Genomic DNA, 22096 nt, shown 5'->3' with positions numbered 1-22096 from the left:
TGATTTGTTTCTACCTACATACCGGAATTGGGGGTAATAGCATAATTATTCAGGGGTATAAACAAGTTGGTGGCAAGTTAAATCCAAATATGATTGCATATGAATATTGTAGACTCAATGGCCGAGGATTTTTTCGACAGAATTTATTATATGGCAAATGATCCTAAAAGTTTTGTGTCTGACGTCGAAAGTGAACTTTATAGCCTAAGAAATCAGTCTGATAAATTGACTTTTTTATCGATTGTTAAAAATGGCGTTAAACGAGATTTAGCCTCACACAAAGAGTCTTGCCGATCTGAGTCGATATGTGATACTGAAAAGAATCATCTCAAAACTCTATATTTCCTGGATAATTTATTAGAGGAAAATGGTATCCAAAAAAATACGGAGGAGTTCAGTGAATCCGAAAAACAAGATTCATCTGAAAAGCTTGATGCAATTTTAAAAGAACTAGAATACCTGAAAAAAGGTCAAGAACTAACTTACGAAGATTTATATACTGAAATTGAAGAACTTAAAAAGTTATATTTTTTAGGAAAAAAGAATTGGAAACAACTTTTAGCTGGTAAAACTGTTGACATGGTAGCCAGCGGAGTTGTTAGCGAAACGATTTCAAAAAAATTAATTAGCATGACTGGTATTGTTACCCAAAACCTGCTAAAATAACCGACCGCTAACAGCTGCTCCACGCAGTTGCTTGGTTTAGTCGAAAGTTCAATCTCACTTTTTTTTAATTACTTTGGCCCTAGCGGAGAATGCTCGGTTCAAAAAACCAACACACCGTGTTTGAGCCGCGAAACGTTGGTATACGTTTTTAACCAAGCAACATGAGTAGAAAGATTATAACGATATTATTAGTCTTATTTTGTGGAGTTTGCAATTCTCAAAATCTAACATTTGACGAAGTTTTAGCATTACGAAAAAAGAGCTTCGCCAATGCAGAATAAGCGCATAATCCAAATTGGTCATTAAGATAAAATTGTAAATAGTTCTAATTGCGTATGAATATTCTTCTTTGTGAGTTTGAACTGTAACTTTTATCGTTGTCGTTGGGCCTTGATAGATCTTTTCAATATTATCTGTACTGAAGTTTGTCTTTATTAATTTACACCCGAGCGCTTTTATCCGGTTTAAGTATAACAAGTATTTTGCTTCTTGGTGAACTTGTATGTTTAATCTTTGCTTCGTTTCATTGGCATTTAAAAATAGAGTAATGAAGGATTGCGCTTTATCATCGTAGTTTGATTTTTTGTAAGCGAATTGAAGGCTTCCAAGATTTCCATTGCCACCTTCCTTGCTTCCTAAAAATGACCAACCGTTAGAAGTTAGATACTCTTTAACACTTACGGCAATTATGAAACAGTGGTTGATACAATGACTTATGACTATACTGAACTTGATACTACAAGCACATTAATCGATACAGTTCCACATTGGCGAACGCGTAATTAAAACTTCTGCTAACAGCATCTACACCCAAAGCGCCAGCCTTGTTAAGTTGAACGTTTTGTCTTTTTGGTTACCTTCACTTCTAGCGGTGAATACCCGGTTTCAGAACCTTATGAACTGCGAGTCAGCCGCGAAAAGTTAGAGCCAATTTTTCGAGAAAGTAGGCGCAAATGGAAGTTGGCGTTTTGGTCTACACGAAAAACATCTATCTTAGTAAGAAAATAATTGTATTCGCTTTGCCTGCCACAGTCGGATATCGACGGAACGTTACGTGCAAGCTTTTGACAACGATACATGATAAAATACTATTTTCTTTCCTATTACCGGAAATACGGATTTTTAGGGTCTGTACTGCTTCTGGCTGCGGTTTCGAGTATTACTTTAGGTATTTTTATTACATACAAATTCTTAATAACCATTTCCGATTCGTTACGGACAATTTCACCTGGAGAAAAAATTGAAACAGCTGAAACAAGTATGGTCAGTGATTTCTTTGGTGGGGTAGTCGGAACTATTTGGTCATTTGCCGGAGTAATATTATTTTTCTTGGCTTTACGACTTCAAAGTAAGGAACTTGGTCTACAAATTCAGGAATTGAAAAATACTCGTGAAGTTTTTTCAATTCAACAATTTGAAAACACATTTTTCAACTTGCTTAAAACTCAAAACGACATAAAGTTGAGCGTAGAACTGACTGAAAGGAAGCTAATCTCTTTACGCGAAGGAATGGGTGAAAATCTATACCGATCAAATCAAGTATTCGATTTTATCAAGTCTAAATTATTTGAGAATTACAATCATTTCAAGCAAAATATTGAAGTCTATAATTCAAAGAAAGATTCGCCTGATTTTGAGACTTATAAAAGCCAATTACAATCTTATTTTGATTTCGAAGACTTTGAGGACTTAGAAGATGAATTTGGAATAACGAAAATTGCGTATAGCAAAACGTTTAAAGAGTATCATAACCAACTTAGCCATTATTTTAGAAATCTCTATCATATATTACGTTATGTAAAAGAAAATGAAGACAGAGAATTAGGAATGCTAAGTCATGATTATTTTACAGGTAGCCAAATTTCAATCCGAATTAATAATAACGATATTGGCTACGAACAAGTGAAGAAGAAATACCGCCGCTATTCTGATTTCATTCAAGCACAAATGAGCGGCTCAGAATTGTTCTTATTATTTTACAATGCATTATTTTTTCCAAAAATGGAAAATTTAGTTCAATACTACGAATTAGTGAAAAATTTGAGTATCGATGATATGCTAAATTCTAGCCATACTGATTTCTACTGTGAATATGTTTACAAACTAGAGAAAATCCCAGCAATTACCTTTAAATCTAGAAAAGAAATTTTAGGCAATTAATCCCGCATACAACAGCGGCTGCCCGCAAAGCGTCTGTCTCGTTAAGTTTAACGTTTCGTCTCTTTTACCACCTTCCCTCCTGGCATATTACTCGTTTCCAAAACCTGGCGCACTGCGCGTGAGCGGCAAAACCTTAGCTGAAATTCAATCAAAAGCTGATCGCAAAAAATGAAAGCCATATCCATTGTAATCGCGATTATAATTAACTTCTTCCTTCTATCATGCTCAAAGAAGTGTGGGTCGTTTAGTAGAGAGTATGTTTGCGTTACAATTAGTAATCAGAGTGGCTACAAGATTGAGAAATTAATTGTCAGGAACCAGTATTCAGACGAATTACTTACCGGTATCGAAAACGCATCACAAAAATCATTGCTGATTAGAAATCCTGGCGAAGGATCGTATTCGATTACTGCAGTGTTTGAAAACGGACTTCGAGTTACTCGGAAAGAGACGTATGTTGAAGGTGGGTACTCGGTTACTGAAGTTGTCACGCAAGAAGTAATAAAAACGGAACATTCGACGTATCAATGAACTTCAGCTAACACCGCTACCATAATTGGAAGGCTGGGTGAATCGAGATATTTTTGTTTTTCATAACTTCGTTGCCGGTAGCGGAGAATACCCGGTTTCAGTTGCCGTCACCTGACGAATAGGCCGCGAAACGTTATCCAAATGACAACGCATGTGTGACTATACTAAAGGCTTTATACTTTGTTCCTGCAATAACGATCTGATTAAGATGCGTAAGCAAGAGTTTTATCGTCGGGTTGGCAACGATCTTGTAAAAATAGAAGACGAACGAAACAACAAAATTCCGCTGATTTACATTTGGAAACTTTTCCGGATTACCGGTACAACAGCAGGTGTCGAAATGGGTATCTATATGATGCCTACTGAAGATATTGGAAATGGCTTGGATGCTGAGTGGATTGCACTTAATCTAAACAACGTCGACTGTTTTGATTTCGAATACCATCCCATTGAAGGAGATACACTTTTTATTACACAGAATCAAGAAATGGCGCCCTATATCTCCTTTATTCATAGAAATTGCGAATGGGTTATTGATCACTATAATCCTTTTGATTTTACTATACAGGAATTGAGGTCTGGAAAAATAGAAAGCCAAAATAAAAACGTCATATAACAGCAGCTACCGTAATCGCCTGGTTTAGTGGAAAATTCGAGTTTACGTTTTTCATTACTTTAGTCGTAGCAGAGAATACGCAGTTTCATAATCCTGATCCACTACGTGTGAGCCGCAAAACGGTACCAGCCCTGTTAGGAAGACTCGCAACAACTTGAAAGGCGACAAAATTTTGAAAACAGAAGATGTACAATGACAACAACAAAAAACATAATCGTATTAACAGGAGCGGGACAACTAGGAATGGCCATTGTCAGAAGAATGGCTTACGGGAACAAGATTTTTGTGGCCGACTGGAAATTTGAGAATGCACAAACCATTTGCAAGACCTTGACGGAAGCAGGTTTTGACGCAGTTCCCTTTAAAACAGATATCTCATCAAGAACTTCTATCCTGGAACTAATTGAAGCAGCACAAAAGGAAGGCGAAATTTCAATGTTTATCAATGCTGCAGGTTTGTCGCCCAGTCAATCTACAAAAGAACATATTTTGGCGGTGGACCTTTACGGCACGGCAGTATTGTTAGAAGAGTTTGGAAAAGTAATGAAACAAGGTGGAACCGCCGTAACCATTTCCAGTCAATCCGGACACAGGATGCCTGCATTGACGGCGGACGAAGACCGACAATTAGCCACTACGCCAACCGAAGAATTATTGCAGTTAGACCTATTACAACCAGAAAACATCAAAGATACACTCCACGCCTACCAAATGGCTAAACGTTGCAACGTAAAACGGGTAATGGCAGAAGCGGTGAAGTGGGGCGAAAAAGGAGCAAGAGTAAACTCCATTTCACCGGGCATAATCATCACACCCTTGGCATTAGATGAAATCAACGGTCCAAGAGGCGATTTCTACAAGAACATGTTTGAAAAATGTCCGGCAGGAAGACCCGGAATGGCGGATGAAGTAGCGAATGTAGCGGAACTGTTATTGTCTGAAAAAGGAGCATTTATAACAGGTTCAGATTTTTTAATAGACGGGGGTGCGACTGCTTCCTATTTTTATGGAGCATTACAACCTACAAACAATTGAACAAAATAAACTGACCGACAAAAAACGGCAGGTAACGCGGGTTTGCGTCAGGCTGGCAGACGTGCAAAATTGGAGCTTAGTACGTAATAATGAACGTAATTAATAAATGGAAGCTTTGAGCTGTAAAACCTGTCCGGACAAAAGGCCTCCAACCGTTAAGGGTCATTCGCCACAACAACCCAACACAAATGGGTATAAAACCATCCAAGAAGTTTGAAACTCAGAAGTGAAAAGCAATATTTTGATGTTGACTATGAGGTCAAATATGAGGAACCCAATTCAACTATTGATGTAATTTTCACTGCAGTTGATTTTATCTCCATCCCGCACAGATTTAGTGCTATCGAGATTCAAAAAATAGGCGATACATACATTTTCAATAACAATAACGATGGGTATGTCAAAGCTGCTAGTTGCACTGTCGGAAAGTATGTTGGTGATGATGAAGATCAAATTTGGGGTTTAAAGTAGAACGAGACAATGATGCTTTAGCAAACTACTGCGGACTGCGGCGGGTGATCTTTCAAGAATGCGAAAAGCATGAACGTCTCATAGCACCCCATACCACACCCTAAAAGCGACCATTCCCCCTACTCCGCATCCGCTTATCTTCCGTTAATTCAAAGTAAATCGATAAGGAGATATTTGCGGGACGCAAGTATTGTATATATTTGGAACATAACGGTGCCTTTAACCGAAAACTACCCATAAAGCCATGACTGACAACAAATACGCCTTCGATCTAATTTCAGCACGAAAAGAAAAGATTGAAAGAAAGCTTCTGAAGAATCTGGTACTGCAATTGGTATGCATCGTTATCGGATTAAGCTTCGTATACCACTACGATATTCTGATTGCAAAGACAGTGAAGGGATATGTAAAAGCGGATACCCAATTGGTCCAAATTGTCATTCCCCTATTTCTGATTTACCTGTTTATAGAGTTTGGATATGCGTTCGGGCAGTTTCTATTCATAAACAGGACCTATAAATATCTTTTTGACCTGATTTTTGAAGATTTTCAAATCGAAAGAGACCAAATCAGTAGAACGGACTTAACTATTTCATTTGAGTCATTGAATCTCTTCGGCCAGATCCAGGCTGAAAATGAATCCTGGCAAGGAAAGGCTCAAACGTTCATTTCAATGGCGGCCATCTCCTCGGTTCTTTTGGCAGGTCATTTTACTGCCTACAGTCTCGTCGAGAATTTAATTAGTAGCCCATTATATGTAGTGCTGGTTAAATGTATGATAGCGGCATTCCTGGTTCCTTTTTATTGGAGTTTTTACACTTCAAATCGAACTTTTAATCTTACTTCTCAAAAACTTACAGCCGCAGTCGCTATAGTTGCCGGTGTTTTTTCCATTTATACTATTCTGGATTCCCTGCAGAATTGGATATTTCCTTCGTGGGGATAAAGGGACGGAGTGTCTGGAGGAACTAAGTCCCTGAGCCCCTGAGTCCCTTAGACTGTCTACTGGATGGGATCCCTCCTACGTCGGGAGGACAAGATGGGGCGGAGTAACTGAGGAACTGAGCAACTGAGCAACTGAGTAACTGAGACTGACTACTGACTACCGACTACTGCTTACTGCCAACTGCCAACTGCCCACTGCCCACTGCCCACTGCCCACTGCCCACTGCCCACTGCCTACTGAGACATACGCTTCAGCCGAAACTTGATGAAGCCGTTTCGTGTTTTGTGGTTGAGAACTATAACGTTATTTTCTATTGCGAAAGAGGCAGTTTCTTTGTCGGAATAGGGTCCGATCGAAAACAGGATATCCCCCCTTTCGACACGATAGATACCCGAACCATCCTCAAGATCATCAGGAAAGTCGATGAAGACGCGGCCCTCACGGTCGAAGCTATAGGAAAGGGGAACCCATCGTAATACCCTGTTCTGAAATGCAATAGGGTCACCACCGGCGGGATCGGTAAACTGTACCTGTCTATTTTCGATATCGAAAAAGGCAGTCTCATCTTCGTAGGACACGACCTTCCACTGTCCGGCTACATCCTGTGACAGTAAACGGGTCGTACACAATAAGAGAAACAAGAGTCGCATGGGTTGTTTACGCCATTTTTCAGATGATGTGAAGGTAGGAAGAAATTGGGGAACAGCGAATTAGCGAATGGATGAATTGGGCAGCGGAGCAACTGAGTAACTGAGACTGACTACCGACTACGGACTACTGCTTACTGCCTACTGCTCACTGTCAACTGCTCACTGCCTACTTTAACGTGTCTGACCACGCTCTCTACCGTGTTTCACCACGTCTTCCTACGTGTTTGAGCACGTCCTATACCGTGTCTGACCACGTCTCGCCACGTGTCTGACTACGTCCTACTACGTATCTGACTACGTCCCACTACGTATCTGACCACGTCTCACTACGTATCTGACCACGTCTCACTACGTATCAGGATACGTCTCTATACGTGTCTAACCACGTACCACAACGTGTCTGGATACGCCTCCAAACGTGTCTGACCATGTCCCTCTACGTGTTGGACTACGTTTCTCCAGGTGTTGCGACACGCTTTGGCAGGTGAAATGTGCGTTTTGAGATACTGATCCCAATTTCGGCAGGAAGAGTGAACTGAGCAGTTGAGACAGCGACCGCCGACTGAATGGGATCCCTCCTTCGTCGGGAGGATGGAACGGCGGAGTAACTAGTGCCGAAGCAACTGAGGAACTGAGGAACTGAGTAACTGAGTAACTGAGTAACTGAGACTGACTACTGACTACCGCCTACTGCTTACTGACTACTACCAACTGCTCGCTAAACGGGATTTCTTTGCTACGCCCGGAATGACGCTTCCCTCCTTTCAAATGGAAGGGAAGGAAGCGTCTGGGTTTAAGGACTAGCAGGTGGGAACGCGGCCCACCACTGACTACTGACTACCGACTACTAACTACTGATAAACACGTACATAGTCAATCGTCATCGTCTGTGGGAAAGGTGTTCCGTTGTTTGGAAAACCGACATAATTTCCGCCGACGGCCACATTGAGGATCATGAAAAACGGATGATCGTATACCCAATCGCCGGGAACCTGGTTTTTCTCGATACGCTTGTACAAGAAGCCATCGACGAAGAAGTCGATTTTCTGGGCATCCCACTCCACGGCAAAAATGTGGAAGCCGGTATCAAAGCGGTCGTTCTCGAAGGCATAGCTGCCGGAGATGGCATTCGCACCGGAATAGCCGGGTCCATGGATGGTTCCGTTGACAATACTTGGCAATTGGCCGCGGAGTTCCATAACGTCGATCTCGCCACAATTCGGCCAACTTACTTCATCAATATTGGATCCGAGTAGCCAAAATGCGGGCCATAGACCCTGTCCATACGGCGTTTTCAGCCGTGCTTCGTAGCGGCCATAGGCTTGCGAGAACAGCCCTTTTGTTTTGATGCGGGCCGAGGTGTATTGTGAACCGTTATAACTTTCGCGTAACGCGGTAATAACCAAATTCCCGTTACCATCCATCGCGACGTTTTGGGTGCGATCGGTATAATATTGGAGCTCCTGATTGCCCCAGCCATTGGCGCCCGTGCCGATGTCATACGCCCATTTACTGGCATCAGGCGATTGACCGGCAGCACCGTCAAATTCATCACTCCAGGTTAATTGCCAATTGCGCGCATCCGTCTTCTGCTCTTTATCCGGCTCGCAGGCTGTGAGCGACATCAAAGCGATGGACGCCAAAAATAGGTTGCTATATATGCCCTTTTTCATTGGTGTAGTAGTTTAATTACGGAAGTAAATATTGTCCAGGTAAATGGTTCCATTGCCGTCGAACTTCATCTGAAACACATTAGACAGGTTAACGGGGGCAAAACTGGTGAGTGGAATATCGATACTGTTCCATCCTCCGACAGTCGGAACCGTTAACGTAACGGATTTTTCTACCGGACCCGGGCTAATCAAATACACTTTCAGGCTGGTGGAATTGGCGGAGTAAAAATCAAGGTGCAACACGTTTCGGTTGGTCACATTTTGTGCGCTTCCTAACTCAATTCCCTGGTAATTCAAGCCGCCATACCGCAAGGTGTTATTACCGGCAATAGGCACCTGGGTTACTTGCGTTGCCTGTCCCCAATTCGGATTGAAATTGGTTCCGGCAACATTGGTATACGCATCGCTGAAGATGGAGGTCACACTGGTGGCAGCGACGGTAGGTGTTGGTGCCGCCGCCGTAGGTACGACCGGAATGACGCTTCCGTTATTGAACAGGTAGATGTTATCGGCATAGAAGTTCGATATGTTCGTTCCTTCAAATATCACCTGAGCCAAATGCGCCCGGCTGGTCAATCCGGTGAAGCTCGTAAAAGGAATGTCAAGGCTCACCCAGTTTTGCGCTACCAGCGTTGGGCTGGTGTAGGTAATGGTGTGGCCCGTATCATCGCCGCCACCGAAAACGCCATTATTTCCAAAATCGACCAATCTGATTTTAAAATTGGCGCCCGCTGCCAGCGTTCCCGGAATATAAATATCCGTATGGAAGTGCGACATCATCGTAGCATCGATAGTGGGATTGGAAAACTGGGTGCCAACGAAATTAAAGTTGGTATAGTTCAACACATCATCGCCATTAACCGTAAAATCGGACGATTGGGTGGTTTGATAGGGTGCCCAATAGCCGTTGTAGTAATCAACCGGCACGTTGGTGTAATGATTGGAAAAAATCGAAATAACAGTATTGGCGGCTTCTGTTGGTGTAGGTGCGCTTGTAAAAGCCCCAAGTGAGTTTATCGTAAGAGAGCCCAACGCGTTCTGCCCGTTGAGCGTGGCCGTAATAACCGCGCTTCCGGAACCCACTGTCGTGACCAGGCCGGCTTCATTTACGGTGGCAACCGCTGGGTCAGAGGAAGAAAAAACCAGATAAGACGGCGACATCGATACGTTTTGGTTGAGGGCATTTGGCATGTTAAACGTGGCAAGAATGCCGTCAATCGTGTTCGTAACGCCGTTGAAAGACGTCGTCACTTTATCCAGGCCATTTACGATAGACGCTTGTCCGTGCGCGATGGTGCCCAGGTTTTCAAACTTTACGTCATCGATCCAAAACGAATAGCCATTGCCATTCTCCGGGCCTTCTGAATAATAGAACATGCCTTTTTCCACTTTCAATTTAGACGCATCCGGAATCGGGATGATGTATTTTCTCCAGGTGGTCGTCAAACTCAATCCTGAAACCGACGCCTGGTATTTGTTGGCGCCCAAATCGATACCAAAACCGGCTACATCCAACGTAGCGGCTACCGAACTCTTGGCCCAAAACGTCAGGGCATTGTAACCCGACAGATCACGTCCGACGCTGGTAAAAAAGGCACCGCCGGCGTAGGTACCCAGTGGGTCGTTGACATTCGGGACATCGATCCGCATCGAAGCGGCTGAATTGTTACGCGTCACCTCACTGTCTACCTGAAAGGCCGTCACCACGCTATTACTGAAGGCAGCATAGTTCAGTCCGGCGCTAAAGGTGTCGATGAACACGTCGGGATTAGAAGAATACTTGGCTTCTTCAAAATCATCCGGATCGTTTTCACAAGCCGACAAAAAAACTACTGCCAGGCAAAAAGCAGCACGTTTTAGCGTTTGATTATTAAAAATTGATTTCATAGTCTATTTTTTTAATTTATAACATTAATGTGGATGTAGGTCCTGATCTCCCACTCGTTACCGTTATCAAATCCTACCGCCGTCGGGTCCGGCACCCATTCGCCCGCTGGATTCAATACCTGGGTTGGGTTGTATCTTGGCGAATACTGGTCTAAGCTTCTCCAGGTTCCACGGATACCGATGCGGGTTCCGGGAAGGATGAACCAATCCGGTTTTCCGATGTCAAGTGAAAGGTCGGCCATCAATTGCAGTGGGAAGGTAAGGTTAAAGTCGCGATGGTAATCGTAAGGTCCCCAATCGTTTACACGCACAAAGGAGTTCAATTTGATTTTTTTATAGATAACACGCATATCCATTCCATAACGGTGGATGGTGCGGGCATCACTGCCGTTGGCCTGGGCATCGCCTCCATACAACGTGGTAATAAAGCCAAAGTCGCGGCTTAATTTGGATACGATGCGCGCGTTGACTTCCCATAGATCGGTGGCCGGCGCAGCACCGTCGAACGCAAATGTGGTTCTGCCATTTCCTAAGATACCGATAGCGGCATCCTGGGTAGTAGGCAAATGGCGGTACACGACACCTAAACTGGTTGAAAACTTCGCATCTTCCGAACGGTCGTTATCCCAATCGTACATCCAGGTGCCCGGTGTCGGGTCAAAAGTGAAGAGAATTTCACCGGCGACCTGTTCGCGGTTTGCCCGCACGACAAACGGATCTTCCAGGATGTTTCTCGGTCTTCCGGGCGCGGGGGCATCCGCACTAATAGGACCTTCCAGTGGTTTCTGCCATAAGAAGTTCGGTGCAATCTGTAATTTCCCTACCGTATAGGTAAGACCTGTCAGGAAATTGTATTGGTTACCACTTCCACTGTCTTTCAACCGCCAGCCCGTGAAGGTTTGCGTCAGGTCGGCTCCACCATTGGCTACCAGGCCCATGGCGGCACCTTGTCCGTACCAGTTAAACTTCCCGCCTGTGTAGGTCAGTTTCATTTTCCCGCCCCAGTTATCTTTCCATTCGATTTGGGTTTGGGACACCTGCTGGTTACTTCCCTCCCCGCGAACTACCTGGTATTCCCGGCCATTTAAAGGCTGTCCGGCCCAGATTCCGCCAAGGTCCACACCGAATTTTCCGAATTTCCGGTTCATGTGGAGGGTCCATCTTCTGGTTTTGGGCTGCGGGATCGCGAAGGAACTTTCGGTCACTCCCTGTTGTTGTAAGTCTTCATGGAACACCGTGGTCAAATCGAATTTTCCGATTTTCCGCGTGTATTTCACGAGCAGGGCTGGGTTAGCGCCCCACCATAATTGCGGTCCGAAGGCGACTTTCAATCCATTCAGGAATTTCTTGCCTTCCACTTCAAATCCGGAAGGTGCAATACCGTTGTAAATATCGATTTGGTTCCCGTAGTTGGCTTCCGGATACAAGCCGAAGAAATCACCTTCATACCCCCAATGATAGTGGCCTGTGCGGTAGAAACCGGTTAAGTTGAAATATTTCTGGTTCCAACTATAGCTTGCCCGGTAAACCTGTATCCGGTTGACATCCTGCAATTGTATGTCGCCGTTTGGACTTTCAACCGTGACGGGACGACCCCGGTTTTCGTAAAAAATCTGGTCGATGGGATTCTGGGCTACATTTCCTAAAATGTTGAATTCTACATTCAGGTTCGTATTGGAAGACGGATTCGCGCCTACTCCAATAAAATACGATTGCATATGATCAAACCCCAGTTGGTTCGGATATTCGGTACTGTTGGGTTTTGGATCGCTCGGTGTCGTGATCAATGCGCCACCGGTATTGAATGTGGTGAATTCGGCCGACAAACGGCTGAAGTGGATTTTGGATCCTTTGGTCGACTCAAGCGCCGCCTTATCCGATCTCGCCCGTAGCGAAGCGTCCATGATCTGGGCTTTGTCGAACGTGCTGTTCAGGGAAGTGCCCTGTGCATACGGATTGAATTGGTGGATTTCTTTAAGTACATAATACGCCGTACGCGGATACAATTGGTAAAACCCCTGTTCGTTCGCCGGTCCTTTGGCACAAATTCCAAACCATTCTTCATTCATGTTGTTTTCGCCTTCGGTGTAATCGCGGATGTAGCCGCCATTCGACCATGACGCATTGGTATCGTGCACATCCAGATTTTTGGTTTGCCCAAATTTCCACCAACCATCACTGAACTGGAACGTAAAACCGCCCAAACAGTTTCCTGCTTTTCCCATGCCAGCGGCATTTTCATAAATTTCTTTCCAGTTGCCTTTCAGATAGTACGCCTGTGCATTCTGGTCTTCCTGATTGGTCAGCACGTTGAAGGCATCGGCACCAAATTCGGTGAACATCACCGGTTTGCCGTACTCCCTTTTCACCCGTTCAAATAAATCGCCGAAGGAGGCACCGCGGTAGACGTTGGTTCCGAAAACATCGACGTCTTTACATTCCTTCGCGATGATATCGAGAAAAAGCAAATCTCCGTTACAAATCGCGATCGGATGCGAGGTATCGATGGATTTCATACTTACGGCCGCCTCGTTGAACAGTTTGTACATAGCGTGCGCCCGGGCCGTTGACTTTCGATCCTCAACCGGAATATCTTCTGTTTCGGCACCGTCCCAGAACAAACCATAGTTGTTTTCGTTTCCTAACAAAAACAGCAACAATCCTTTGGTGTCTTTGTATTCTGCTGCCATTTGCGTGACTTCCTGCAACAACAACGCTTTGGTTTTTGCATCCGAATACTCGGTGTTGGGTGTCCAGACACCATCGATGGTCAAACCATAACGACCGAAGGGATGGTTGAGCATGGTATAGATACCGTAGTTGGTATATACATACTCAATCCATTTTTTGGGCATACCCGAATAGACCCGGATGGTATTGACGCCCATATTTTTGAGTAATCCCATTTCATCATCCAGTGCCTGTTGAATAAATGCATCGGGCTGATTCCACAAGCTGTAGGAATAATTGGTTCCAACCGGAAAATAGTCCCAATTCATTCCATTGATAATGAAATCCTTTCCATTGACTTTGAGTTTCATCTCAGAATTATTCTTTTCCACGCTTACTTTGTCAGTTTGCGCGTGCAAAAGAGAGATTCCAAAAAACAGTAGAAAAAATATTTTTCTCATTTGGTAAAACGGATTTAGATGAATGGCAGTTTTGTTAATGTTTTTATAAAAGTAAGTAGTAAATATATTTTATTGGGCCGTTACGCCTCAACAAAAAATATACGGTCTTAAATTTATGATAAAAAGTCGAAAAGTAGCTCGTAATAAGGGCTGTATAGCTATTTCAGAGGCTAACTACCCGTGCAAAAACGCACGGCCGCAATCCACCATGTTGAGGTATTGTATAGGTAAATCGGGGTTATTTGCCAGATTCAGATCGACAAAATATACTCCACCAAGCCCTTTTCGTGCGGTAAATTCATCTTTTTACGCAAACGATATCGTTTTATCTCAATGCTTCGTACCGAAATATTCAACAACGGCGCAATTTCTTTTGAGGATAAGTTCAGCCGGAGGTACGCACACAAACGCAGATCGTTCGGGGTTAAGGAGGGATGGGTTTGCTTGATTTTCTTTAGGAAGTCTTTGTCGACTACATCGAATGCCTCCTTGAACACCTTCCACGTATCTTCCTCGAAAATATTTCGATTGATGGTTGAGATCAACGATTTGATGCTTCTGCTGTTGTCTTCTTCCGATGTTTTCTTTAAATCTTCTTTGATAAGCGTCAATAGCTCGTCTTTCTTGATCAGGCTCATGGTCGAAACGGCAAGCTCTTTGTTTTTGGCATCCACATCCTGGGCCAATTGCTCGTTTCTGATTTTCATCAATTGCTGCTCGTTTTCGAGTTCTTTAATTTCGAGCAGGCGGTTGTTCTCCTCTATCAACTTTTCGCGTTGACGGTTGTAGTAGTTTTTGTATTGCGTATTGACATAATGAAGCAAAAAGCAAAACGATATCAAATAGAGTACAATCGCCAGATTGGTGGCATAAAAGGGTTTACGAATCGAAAATTCATACACCTCAATGTTGTCTGACGAGGAATTGGATGTGCGGGCCCTGACTTTGAAAACATAATCACCCGGAGGAAGGTTTTTAAAAGTCACCGTCGTTTTCGAGCTCCATTCACTCCATTCCTCCTGAAAGCCCTGTAACGAATATTGGTATTCCGTGAAGATATATTTGTTGTATTCGGGAACGGTATAGTTAAAGGTGATGTTGTTTTCGTTGTCATCAAAATCGCCACGCTGGGTAATCGAAGGACTTTTCTGGCCTTTCGTACGTTCATTGACCGCGATATCCGTAATGGACACTTTATGGTTTTTGAGATTCAATTCATTGACATTGAAAACATAAAACCCATCCGTGGTTCCGATCAAATAATCGCTGTTCGAAAGCTGGGTGATATTTTCATAGCCCAACATCGAAGTGGACAACGTAACGGGAATAGGGATACTGTTTCGTTTAAGGCTTGAATTGAGTTTGTTTACCGTGTAGTAGTTGATATAGCTTTTCGTAAACAACCATAATTTGTTGGAATTGTCTTTGATCAAACGCCCTGAGGAATATTCGTTGTGGTTGAAAACCGTACTCAGCGACGCGTCTCTTTCAAACTGCTTTGTTTGTTGATTGAGTTTGAAAACGCCCTCTTTATAGACATAGTAAACATGATTATTAAACGTGGCTAAACCGGCGTTTTTCCCTTTTGGCGGATTCGAATACGTAAATAAATGGCGGCATTGCGTCAGGTCGTTGGTCAGATCGAAGCGGAAAACACCCTTATACTCATGGCTTACATAGACCTCGTTGGAAGGGGTAATTTCAAAATACTTGGTAGAGTAATTGAATCCCTTGATCTTATGTTTGAAGACCCAGCGATTGTTGCGCTTTTCCAAGACTGAAATGCCCTGGTAATTTCCCTGTAGAATGATGTTGGGGTTAGCGGGCAACACCTGGAATTTCCAGGTGCCTGACTGCGAAAAAATGGGCGTTGCGTTCTCCCCTTCTATGATGAAAGTGCCCGAGTCGTGGCCGCAAAATAAGGTGTTATCGTATACGAAAAGCGACCAAACCTGGCCTTTTGTTCCCGACACGAATTGAAAGGAGGCGTTGGTTTTGTAGTCTTTACAAAACAGTCCCTGATTGGTGCCGATATAGAGTGTATCATGGTGTAAAAGGGCACAATATACGGTTCCCAAGGTGCCGGAATCGTCGATGTAACTTTTGATCGGGGAATTGAGATTGATGCAGTTAATTCCGTTGTCGAGCCCTGTCCATAAATTGTGATCAAAGTCTTCAAATATTGACAAAACGGTGTTGTTACACAAGCCTTTACTTTGATCGATGTGATACTTTACTTTACCTTCTTTGGATAACACATACACCCCCTTAGAAACGGTTCCGACCGCAAAACTGTCATCCGACAAGACCTGGCTACTGTAGATGCTTCCTGAAACGATCTCGGTGTCGGCTTCGGTAGCGAACCTGACCAAATTACCGTTCACTAATTTATAAAAGCCATTAAACTGGGTATGGATCAGCAAGCCATCATCCTGGGAAAAGATATTGATGATCTTATTTTTTTGCAACTGGGCGCCACTTCGTATCAGTTTGCTTTTGCCATCCTCAATTTCATAAAGTGCGTAGTCGATCGTTTGATAGAAAATCGAGTTCGACGTTTGAAACGATTTTAAAATATTCGTTTCGGGAGCTAAAATCCGGAACGCGTTTGTTTTGGAGTCGAAAATGTAAATGCGGTTCAGCGACTGGAATATCACCCATTGACCGTAACTTATAATGTTCCAAAACTGTTCGTCGTCCAGTAATTTATTTTTGATTTTCGTGCTGAGCGACGTGTACCTTAATTTTCCGTTGTTCTGTCGGACCCAGTAGCCAAACTCCATGTAGCAGCCGGTATAAATCCGATTCCCAATCACCTTGACCGAACGAATGATCGTTTCATTGGGCGATTTATACAGGTTCCAGTTAGCGCCGTTGTACTCGAGGAGCCCTTCGTTATTCGCGAAAAAAATGAAGTGGTTTTTATCCTGCGAAATCATCCAGTTTTGGTTGCCCGCTTTGTACTCTTCCTTAGCAAAGCTAAAAATGGGGGGTAGCTCCTGCCCCATCGTTACAAGGAAGAAAAAGCTAAAAGCTACAACCAAATAGTTTCTCATGGGTGGTTTTTAAGAATATGTGAATATAAAAAAACCTTGTCATGAAACACAACAAGGTTTTGTTTATAAGAGAAACTAGTGCGTCCGCTTATCTTTTGATGAATTTAGAAGACGCTTCCGTACCGTTAATGGTAGTTTTGACAATGTAAACACCACTGTTTAATGCACTGACATCGACCGTTGCCACGCCACTGTTCCACTCTTTAGCATATACTTCCTGACCCAAATAGTTGTAGATCCTCACTTTTTGGATGGCACTGTTCGCCGTGATGGTCAGGTAATCCTGCGCTGGATTTGGATAAATCGTAAAGAGCGATTTGTTGGTCTCATCAAGAGCCAAGGTGTTTTTGTGCACGTAGATGTTATCGTACCAAACGTTACTGACGTTAGCGGTCGTAATACCAATTTGCGCCACATCGTTACGGGCCAAGTTTCCGGCTACAACGCCTCCGAGTGCGGTAATCGGAACGTCCACAGACACCCATTGGTTGGCTACTAATTGCGGTGTAGTACCACCGTTGATGTTTACTTCCAGGGCTGATGTTTCACCATTGGTTCCATCGAAGTTCACCAGTTTCACATTGAATACATCTCCGACCAGATCCGCATCCGTGATGTAAAAATCAAAATGGAGATGGGTAAAGTCGGTCAGGTTTTGTCTGTTAGTAGTAAAGTCGATGCCGTGACATGGGATTCCCGTATTTTTTCTTAGGGTATTGTTTCCTTCGATCTGCACTTCGGTAGTAGCAGCGCCACCACACCAACCGGCATCAAAAACATTCGTTGCGATATTAGGATACGCATCACTGTAGAAAGAAATCACGTCGGCAGCCGGTCGTGCCGGTGGGGTCGGAGCAGCGACAGTAGGAGCTGTGATACAGGCTTGGCAAGAACCACCACAATCGATGCCTGTTTCATCACCGTTTTGAATTCCGTCCGTACAGCTAGGTACACCTACTTTGGATAAAATAAAGCGCCACCATCCGGCTCCTATCGAGATGTCGAGCGTCATAGTGGAAGCCGTTAGCGAGGTTACCGTGTAGGTAATTGACGCGGGTGCATTGGCTGGATTGCCCAATTCGCCACCGTTGTATACTTTGGCTAAGCCCAGATAGGCGCCCACTCCGTTTAACGTCAAGGTATTGTTGGACGCATTGTACGCGTATGTAGCCGGGTTTGACCCATTGTGTGGCGCTACAGGAGCACCGCAGGCATCGGATCCGCCTTGCCAGCCTTCGATCCATGATTCGGCGCCCAATACGTTTGAAAAGGAACCATCTGCGTTGAAAATATACTCGTCATCGAAAAAACAGGCTCTTGTGTTTACATCACCGGCCGAATTCGACCACCATGAAGTATCGCCCTGATTAGGACCTACGCCCAGCGCGCCGGCTTGTGCAGCGACTTTCCAGGTTCCTTCAATAGGAGAGGTCGCCACTTGCTTTTGCAGGTTAAACCGCCACCATCCGGCGCCGATTGAAATATCTAATGTCATCGTGGTGGCCGTCAACGAAGTAACCGTGTATACAATGGATTCCGGTGCATTGGCCGGACTTGCGAGTTCCCCACCGTTGTATGCTTTCGCTAATCCGATAAAGGCACCTACTCCGTTCAATGTCAGGGTACCTGCACCCGAATTGTAGACATAGGTAGCGGGATTTGACCCGTTGTGCGGTGCTACGGGTGTACCACACGAATCTCCCCCACCTTGCCAACCTTCCGTCCAGGTTTGTGAACCCATTACGTTGGTGAAGGTTCCGTTGGCAGCGAATACATACTCGTCGTCAAAATAACACGCCCTGGTTGTTACATCCCCTGCGGAATTGGACCACCATGAGGTATCACCCAGACCAGGTCCTACTCCCAATGCACCGGCCTGAGGTGCCATCTTCCAGGTACCCTCGAGGGATTGGGCAACGGAGAGTGTGGTTGCCATTAATAATAGGAAAAAGGTAATTTTTTTCATGATTTTATTCTTTTAAGTTAATTCATAAAACTACTCACAAATTAACGAAAACGATTTTTGTTTAACTATATAAAAACTATACACTATTGTATTTCGCGAAAACGTTTGAAATACGGGCATAGTTAGCATTCCCAATTGGTTATGATGACAATGAAGGGAGCTTGTAAAATGGTAGATGTTGTGGCAATGTTGAGGTGTTTAACGCGACGGATTGAGGGACTAAGGAACTGAGTAACTGAGTAACTGAGGAGTTAAGAGACTGCGCACTGTCTACTACCCACTGCCTACTGAATGGGAACCCTCCTGCGTCCGGATGACAATGAGTGCGTGGTAATGGTGCTACGCCTCACATGGAAGTAACACTGCCTACTGCCCACTGCCAACTTGCTTACTGAATGGGATCCCTCCTTCGTCGGGAGGAGAATAAGTGCTTAGTAATGGTGCTATGTCCCACATGGAAGTACCACTGCCCACTGTCCACCGCCTACTGCCAACTTCTGAGACTGAGACTGAGACTGCGACTGCCAACTGAATGGGACGCCTCCTGCGTCGGGATGACAATGAGTGCGGGGTAATGGTGCTATGTCTCGCATGGAAGTATCACTGCATACTGTCCACTGCCAACTTCTGAGACTGAGACTGCGACTGCCAACTGAATGGGACGCCTCCTGCGTCGGGATGACAATGAGTGCGGGGTAATGGTGCTATGTCTCGCATGGAAGTATCACTGCATACTGTCCACTGCCAACTGCCAACTTCTGCGACCGCGACTGCGACTGCCCACCGCCTACTGCTTACTACTCGCCAATCGAATGGTCTTCACCAATCGTTCGAACGTTTCGGAATTGTCTTCTTTTTCGCCGTCCATGAAAGTGACTTGCACAAAATTATGTTTACGCTGGAGGGCATACACCCATACTTTGACTTTCTCTTTCCAGCGTTGGGTTTTCATGGTGTAGGAACAGACGGCGTAGACGGTGTAGAAACCGTCGACTTCTATCGCTTCGGGCTCTTTTATGAAGGCGAAATCGGGGAAGGTGCTTTTCAGGGTACGAAAACTGTCAGCGATGCTTTCCTTAAACCGATAGGTCGGCATTTCGGGCATGTTTCGCAGATTGACCTTTATCGTCGGAATAATGCCGTTGCGCGACGCGATGGGGTACTTGAGGAAGGTCACGACTTCAACCACGCCTTTGTTGGCTTCGACCAGCTTCTCAAGTTCGAGCGGGTTCATGGCCAACTTACTCCGCGCATTGGCGAGGGCTTCACCCGGTTTTCCCATTTCCCAGTTGGCGGGGCGCTCCATCGAAAAACCGACCTCTTTGTCTTCAAAACGATCCTGGGCGTTGGCGATGGAAAAAGCCAACACGCAGCCCAGCAGGCACAATTTCCACTTACGCACGGTGATGTATGCCTCAGTCATGGTTCTCGATGCTCTTGTAGGCGTCGATGATTTTCTTCACGAGGCGGTGGCGTACGATGTCCTTGTCGTCAAGGTAGATCATCGCAATACCATCGATGTCTTTCAGTACAAGCAGCGCTTCCTTGAGTCCGGAAATGGTGCGCCGCGGCAAGTCTACCTGCCCTGGGTCGCCGGTTACGATGAACTTTGCGTTCTTCCCCATACGGGTCAAAAACATCTTCATCTGGTTGTGTGTGGTGTTCTGGGCTTCGTCGAGGATGACGAACGCATTATCAAGCGTACGGCCCCGCATGAACGCCAACGGTGCGATCTGGATGATGCCTTTCAGTATATAGTCTTCGAGTGTCTGCGCCGGGATCATATCGCGCAACGCATCATACAACGGCTGCATATACGGATCGAGCTTTTCTTTCATATCGCCGGGCAAAAAGCCGAGGTTCTCCCCTGCTTCGACTGCCGGACGCGTGAGGATGATCCGCTTGACCTGCTTTTCCTTCAACGCCCGCACGGCCAATGCCACTCCCGTATACGTCTTTCCGGTTCCGGCAGGCCCGATCGCGAACAGCATGTCGTTCTTAGCGAGCATGTCGACCATCTTCTGCTGGTTGGGCGTCATCGCCTTGATCAGCTTGCCGCCTACGCCGTGCACCAGCACTTTGTCGTAATCGGGCATGCGTTGGTCGTCTTGCGTGTTGCTTTGGATCACGCGGTCGATGACGTTGTCGTCTATATTATTATAACGGGTAAAGTGGGCCATCAACCGGTTGAAACGGGTCTCGAATTCGTCGAGTTCCTCTTTCTCACCGAAGGCCTTCAGCGTGGTGCCGCGGGCCACTATTTTGAGCTTGGGATAGTACTTCTTGATGGTTTCCAGGTGGGCATCCTGAGCACCCCAGAATTCCTTTGGGGCAATGTCGTTCAGCTCGATGATTCTTTCGTTCAAAGGCGCCGTATTAAGTTAGATAATTAGTAGCTTTGCATTCAAATTTAATCAATTCAGGCCGGGGTTTCCGCATTAGTTATAAACAAATTTATGTCGATAATTACCCTTACCACCGACTTCGGAACGAAAGACCATTTCGCGGGTGCACTCAAGGGTAAATTGTTGTCGGAAGCGGGCGGGGCCATGGTTGTCGATCTCTCCCACGACATCGATCCGTTCAACATCGCGGAAGCTGCCTACATCGTCGGTGCGGCCTACTCCTCTTTCCCAAAAGGTACGGTGCACCTTATCGCCGTCGATTACGAACTCAACAAGGAAACGCGCCACATCGCCATGGAATGGGACGGGCATTTTTTCGTGTGCGCCGATAACGGACTCCCCGGTATCCTTGCCCAACGCATCGTTCCCTCCAAAGTGGCGGTCATCAACATCCACGACCGTTTGCCGGCCGATGCCACCGATCTTGATGTGTTTGTGACGGTTGCCAGTCATTTGTCGAAGGGTGGATTGCTGAATGTCATCGGAAAGGATACAAAATCTTTGAAAGCCCTGAACGAACTGAAACCAACGGTGGCTGACGATGGCAATGCCATCCGGGGTGCCGTAATCTATATCGACCGCTTTGGGAATGCCGTCACCAATATCACGCGTCAATTGTTTATGGATACGGCGAAAGGACGTCCGTACGACATCATCCTGAACGAACGCCTTCGTCACATGCGTGGCAACAACATCCGGACGATCTGGCCGCGGTATTCCGATATCGCCAGTTCGGGAAAATATCCCCTTAAAAACTACGAAGGCGAGAAACTCGCGATTTTCAACGAAGCGGGACATCTCGAAATCGCCATTTTCCGCAGCAATACCACGACGGTGGGCAGTGCGTCGAGTTTACTCGGACTTGGCTACCGCGATCCCATCCTGATTGAATTCAACTGATCC

General features: G+C 45.1%; 15 protein-coding genes. 7 read left to right on the top strand and 8 right to left on the bottom strand.

What is annotated here, in order from left to right:
* The first annotated feature begins 99 nt into the window (after positions 1 to 99).
* The 6 genes from MKO97_RS10395 to MKO97_RS10370 all read left to right on the top strand — a co-directional run bounded on the left by MKO97_RS10395 (position 100) and on the right by MKO97_RS10370 (position 6425).
* A complete protein-coding gene (locus MKO97_RS10395) occupies positions 100 to 666 on the top strand; it encodes a hypothetical protein (RefSeq protein WP_241103156.1) in 567 nt (188 codons plus the stop codon).
* Between the two features lie 1077 nt (positions 667 to 1743).
* On the top strand, positions 1744 to 2826 hold the full coding sequence (locus tag MKO97_RS10390) for a putative phage abortive infection protein (RefSeq protein WP_241103155.1): 1083 nt from the start codon (positions 1744 to 1746) through the stop codon (positions 2824 to 2826).
* A 739-nt stretch (positions 2827 to 3565) separates the two neighbouring features.
* Complete coding sequence (locus tag MKO97_RS10385) at positions 3566 to 3973, top strand: hypothetical protein (RefSeq protein WP_241103154.1); 408 nt, start codon at positions 3566 to 3568, stop codon at positions 3971 to 3973.
* A 192-nt stretch (positions 3974 to 4165) separates the two neighbouring features.
* The gene (locus MKO97_RS10380; protein WP_241103153.1) at positions 4166 to 5008 is read left to right on the top strand and encodes an SDR family oxidoreductase; all 843 of its coding nucleotides are present in this window, start codon (positions 4166 to 4168) and stop codon (positions 5006 to 5008) included.
* A 213-nt stretch (positions 5009 to 5221) separates the two neighbouring features.
* On the top strand, positions 5222 to 5479 hold the full coding sequence (locus tag MKO97_RS10375; protein ID WP_241103152.1) for a hypothetical protein: 258 nt from the start codon (positions 5222 to 5224) through the stop codon (positions 5477 to 5479).
* A 244-nt stretch (positions 5480 to 5723) separates the two neighbouring features.
* Positions 5724 to 6425 (top strand): hypothetical protein, encoded by a 702-nt coding sequence (locus MKO97_RS10370; RefSeq protein WP_241103151.1) that lies wholly within the window; start codon positions 5724 to 5726, stop codon positions 6423 to 6425.
* Positions 6426 to 6658: 233 nt separating this feature from the next.
* Here the strand turns inward: MKO97_RS10370 and MKO97_RS10365 are convergent, their stop codons facing one another.
* The 8 genes from MKO97_RS10365 to MKO97_RS10330 form a co-directional block, all read right to left on the bottom strand.
* A complete protein-coding gene (locus MKO97_RS10365; RefSeq protein ID WP_241103150.1) occupies positions 6659 to 7075 on the bottom strand; it encodes a hypothetical protein in 417 nt (138 codons plus the stop codon).
* 851 nt (positions 7076 to 7926) lie between these two features.
* Positions 7927 to 8748 (bottom strand): family 16 glycosylhydrolase, encoded by an 822-nt coding sequence (locus MKO97_RS10360; RefSeq protein WP_241103149.1) that lies wholly within the window; start codon positions 8746 to 8748, stop codon positions 7927 to 7929.
* Between the two features lie 12 nt (positions 8749 to 8760).
* Positions 8761 to 10635: an Ig-like domain-containing protein gene (locus MKO97_RS10355; protein ID WP_241103148.1), complete on the bottom strand. Its 1875-nt coding sequence runs from the start codon at positions 10633 to 10635 to the stop codon at positions 8761 to 8763.
* An 11-nt stretch (positions 10636 to 10646) separates the two neighbouring features.
* The gene (locus tag MKO97_RS10350; RefSeq protein ID WP_319800059.1) at positions 10647 to 13676 is read right to left on the bottom strand and encodes a glycosidase; all 3030 of its coding nucleotides are present in this window, start codon (positions 13674 to 13676) and stop codon (positions 10647 to 10649) included.
* A gap of 341 nt (positions 13677 to 14017) precedes the next feature.
* Positions 14018 to 16822 (bottom strand): triple tyrosine motif-containing protein, encoded by a 2805-nt coding sequence (locus tag MKO97_RS10345; RefSeq protein WP_241103146.1) that lies wholly within the window; start codon positions 16820 to 16822, stop codon positions 14018 to 14020.
* Positions 16823 to 16910: 88 nt separating this feature from the next.
* The gene (locus MKO97_RS10340; protein WP_241103145.1) at positions 16911 to 18788 is read right to left on the bottom strand and encodes a T9SS type A sorting domain-containing protein; all 1878 of its coding nucleotides are present in this window, start codon (positions 18786 to 18788) and stop codon (positions 16911 to 16913) included.
* A 787-nt stretch (positions 18789 to 19575) separates the two neighbouring features.
* Positions 19576 to 20211 (bottom strand): hypothetical protein, encoded by a 636-nt coding sequence (locus MKO97_RS10335; RefSeq protein WP_241103144.1) that lies wholly within the window; start codon positions 20209 to 20211, stop codon positions 19576 to 19578.
* On the bottom strand, positions 20204 to 21154 hold the full coding sequence (locus MKO97_RS10330) for a PhoH family protein (protein ID WP_241103143.1): 951 nt from the start codon (positions 21152 to 21154) through the stop codon (positions 20204 to 20206). Before MKO97_RS10330 ends, MKO97_RS10335 begins: the two co-directional genes overlap by 8 nt.
* A gap of 90 nt (positions 21155 to 21244) precedes the next feature.
* Between MKO97_RS10330 and MKO97_RS10325 the strand changes: the two genes are divergently transcribed.
* Positions 21245 to 22093, top strand: coding sequence for an S-adenosyl-l-methionine hydroxide adenosyltransferase family protein (locus MKO97_RS10325; RefSeq protein WP_241103142.1), 849 nt, complete (start codon positions 21245 to 21247; stop codon positions 22091 to 22093).
* Positions 22094 to 22096 lie beyond the last annotated feature (3 nt).

Source organism: Flavobacterium sp. HJ-32-4 (assembly GCF_022532105.1).
Taxonomy (GTDB): domain Bacteria; phylum Bacteroidota; class Bacteroidia; order Flavobacteriales; family Flavobacteriaceae; genus Flavobacterium.
The sequence above is the reverse complement of the archived record's forward strand: the minus strand, read 5'-3'. Positions and strand labels throughout refer to the sequence as shown.